The organism is Oligoflexia bacterium (assembly GCA_034439615.1).
GTDB lineage: Bacteria > Bdellovibrionota > Bdellovibrionia > JABDDW01 > JABDDW01 > JAWXAT01.
The window spans coordinates 1-3,361 of sequence record JAWXAT010000059.1 but is presented as its reverse complement, the minus strand read 5'-3'; the positions used below and the strand labels follow the sequence as shown (position 1 = coordinate 3,361).

At 38.8% G+C, this 3,361-nt stretch carries 5 protein-coding genes; 3 read left to right on the top strand and 2 right to left on the bottom strand.

The window, feature by feature from the left end; genetic code table 11:
• Nucleotides 1-124: transposase (locus SGI74_13985; protein ID MDZ4678603.1), on the bottom strand; the 124-nt coding region annotated here is incomplete at its 3' end.
• A 629-nt stretch (nt 125-753) separates the two neighbouring features.
• Here SGI74_13985 and SGI74_13980 point away from each other — a divergent pair.
• The 3 genes from SGI74_13980 to SGI74_13970 are packed head-to-tail and all read left to right on the top strand — an operon-like array spanning nt 754 to nt 3,008.
• Nucleotides 754-2,076, top strand: coding sequence for a DDE-type integrase/transposase/recombinase (locus SGI74_13980; GenBank protein ID MDZ4678602.1), 1,323 nt, complete (start codon nt 754-756; stop codon nt 2,074-2,076).
• Nucleotides 2,073-2,876 (top strand): AAA family ATPase, encoded by an 804-nt coding sequence (locus SGI74_13975; protein MDZ4678601.1) that lies wholly within the window; start codon nt 2,073-2,075, stop codon nt 2,874-2,876. Before SGI74_13980 ends, SGI74_13975 begins: the two co-directional genes overlap by 4 nt.
• Nucleotides 2,877-2,885: 9 nt before the next feature.
• On the top strand, nt 2,886-3,008 hold the full coding sequence (locus tag SGI74_13970; GenBank protein MDZ4678600.1) for a hypothetical protein: 123 nt from the start codon (nt 2,886-2,888) through the stop codon (nt 3,006-3,008).
• 171 nt (nt 3,009-3,179) lie between these two features.
• On the opposite strand, the gene SGI74_13965 is transcribed toward SGI74_13970, so the two are convergent.
• On the bottom strand, nt 3,180-3,361 hold a 182-nt coding region (locus SGI74_13965), incomplete at its 5' end, for a hypothetical protein (GenBank protein ID MDZ4678599.1).

Genomic DNA, 3,361 nt, shown 5'->3' with positions numbered 1-3,361 from the left:
TTCTTAAAAACTCATGAACGCCAAGAACCATCACCTTCTCCTGGTTATTGTCCTTGCGGTCTCTGTATTTGAAGTGAACTTCATCGTTCTCAAGTTTCAGAATGCGATAATTTGAGATCGCCACCCGGTGTTCCTTGATACTCTTTACTGACCTGAATCGAGTAGTTTTTATATCATTCGTTTAACCCGTTCATTTTATTCTCACTTTATTTTGACCAATCCATTTTCCTTAATCTATGCCCCGTAGATGACTTTACCTTGCAACTCAAAGATTGCTGAAATCTACACTGACGGAAAATCCTTTAAATGGATTAGGCCCACATGCTGCCCTCGATGTAAGTCAAAGGTCTGGGGGCATGGATTCGTACGTCGATTTTTCAATTCAGTTAAAGAATGCGTGTATATAAAAAGATGGAGATGTCCTGGGTGTAAGCTAGTTATTACCTGCCGACCTGAAGAGTTTTGGAGACGTTATCAAGAATCAATAGATCAGATTTTTAATGCTCTGAAATTCAGGGTCAAGTATTTAAACTGGCCGCCTTGGACGACTAGACAAAGGGGTGGCCATTGGATGAATCAATTGATCAGAAAATCCCAAGTTAATTTAATGTTTAAAGAGTGCATGCTTGAAACTATTCACTTCTTTCAACAAAAGAAATTAACCATTTTTTAGGTCAACACAACACCCAAGGCCAAATGATGGGAGGTTACCCTACCGTTGATTGTCATTACCACACTGCGGATTCATTTTGTATGACTCTTTTAACCAAAGAACTCAGCAAAAGGAGCTTTATGAGTGAAAGTGATAAAAATTTGGAGCTTGCAACTTTTAGATTCGGAATTATCTCTGAATTTGTTACAGGGCTGCGCCTAGATCGTGGGGAAAGAGAGAAATTGATTCGAGAGAAGGTAGCTCGGCACTATTCTATTCCCAATTCGGCCCAGACCACGATAGCAAAATCAACGATAAAAAAATGGGTCACTGATTATAAGAACGCTGGTTCCAGGCTAGATGGTTTAAAACCGAAACCAAGAAAAGATCTTGGTCTTTTTAAAAGCCTTGATGCCAGTCTGCAGCTTGAGATTAAAACGATCATGAGAGATAGGCCGGAACTAACTGGGATAGCACTTTTAACGGAAATGCAGCATCGAAAAATTTTAGCTTCTAACGAAAAAATTAATCTTAGTGTACTGTATCGTTTTCTTAAAAAAGAAAAGCTCCATCGACAGAAGACAGTTGTAGATCGGAGATCTTTTGAGGCGAGTGCACCAAACGAATTATGGCAATCAGACGTGATGCACGGACCTGACGTTTTTGTTGATGGAAAAACTAGGAAAGCGTATTTGATTGCGATACTGGATGATCATTCCCGCCTAATTGTTCATGCAGAATTTTTTCTAAGTGAAAGTTTAAATGATTTTAAATCTTGCCTTAAGACAGCGATAGAAAAAAGAGGCCTTCCTCATAAACTGTACATTGATAATGGCTCTTGTTACCGAGCACTTAATCTGGAGCAAATAACGGCTCTTCTTGGTGTTGGAATCGTTCACACGCCACCTTACACCCCTCAAGGTCGGGGCAAGATTGAGAGATGGTTTAGATTTGTCAGGGAAAGTTTTTTAGTTACTTGCGGGAAAGAGATGACGTTGAAAACTCTTAATGAGTCTTTAGACAATTGGATAGAAAACTATCACAACCGAGTTCATTCAACGACTAATTTAACTCCCTTGAGTAGATACCAGTCGAATATGAAATGCTTCCGGCCAGCACCTAAAGATTTGATCAATTATTTTCGTATGATTGAGTTCCGGCGGGTAAAAAAAGACAGAACGATGAGGTTGAACGGAACAATTTTTGAACTGCCAATTCCTCTTATAGATCTTCAGGTAGAACTGCGCTTCCATCGAGAATTGCCCGATGAAGTAGAGGTTTTCTACGAGGGGCGAAGTTTTGGTAATGCTGTTCTGCTCGATCGTCATGTGAACTTTAAACTTGGCAGAAATCATAAAATTGTTTTATCTGAAAAAGAAATAAAAGTTCCTACGGGCGAACTTTTTGATGGAGGTATGAGATGAGTTACACGGAATACTTTGGGATGAAAAAAGAAGCCTTTGTGAATGATATTCTAACCAAGGATCTGCTTCAGTTACCCGGAACCCTGTCGGTAAAACAAAGAATGGATTATGTTTTAAAGAACGGTGGTGTAATGGTGGTCACGGGAGATGTTGGCGTCGGGAAGTCGACATCTTTAAGATGGGGCCTAGAGCAGTATCATAAGTCAGAAGTTCATTGTGTTTATGTGACAGCGACAAGTGGTTCTTCAAATGAACTCTACAAGCAAATAGGTTGGGGTCTTAAAATTGACATGAAGACTGGAAGTAAGGCGCTGTTAATCAACAATCTGAAAAAGGCGATAGAGGAATTTGTAACTCAGAAGCAGGGAAAGCTTGTGATCGTTATTGATGAAGCTTCATTGATCAGATCAGATGTTTTTAGTGAGCTTCATACGTTAACTCAGTTTAACTATGATTCAGCTAATCTGTTTTCTCTAATTCTCGCAGGCCAAAATAGCTTAATGGACAAACTTAGTTACAGAACGTCAGCACCACTTGCGTCTCGGGTGATTACGCGGGCCCATTTAGGAAGTCTTGAGCGTGACCAGATGAGTGATTATTTGAGACACCATCTCAAAGTGGCAGGAATTAAGGCGAGTTTATTCTCTGATACAGCAATCACTGCTATTCACCAAGGTTCCGGTGGTCTTCTGAGAAAAGCTAATTCGTTAGCACGAGGATCACTTATAAGCTGCATGATTGACCAGGAAAACGTGGTGAATGATGAGCATGTCAGAAAAGCATCTACGGAATTAATATAAGGGAAGCCTATGGATTATTATTTATTGAGCGATCAAGATTTGGATGAAATTCTTTGGGATATTGAAAATATTCTTTTGGAAATAAAAGAAAGGATAAAAGAAAAAAATATTGGTAAGGTTGAGGGAGATTAAATCTCCCTCTTTTTTATGCGCAATGGCTTTGGTTAAAAGAGTGTAAGAAAAAAGGGTCAAGAGAACGTATCAAATCACATCTGGGCATAGATATTTACCTGTGATGTCAACACAAGCAAACGAACTAAATGAAGTCAAAATGGTTAAGCTTAATACTAGTTTTTTCATGGTTTATTCTCCTCTAAGTAGAATTTTTATGGGTTGATTGAGTTTTTCTTCGAAGTCGTTAAATGTTTTTACTCTTTTGTTATTGTAGACATATTCATTGATTGAAAACGGAAGATTTTTAACAGAGCAATATGAAAGCAGAGAATAGTTGTCATTTGGGTTTTGAAACGGGTCCATTGTATACC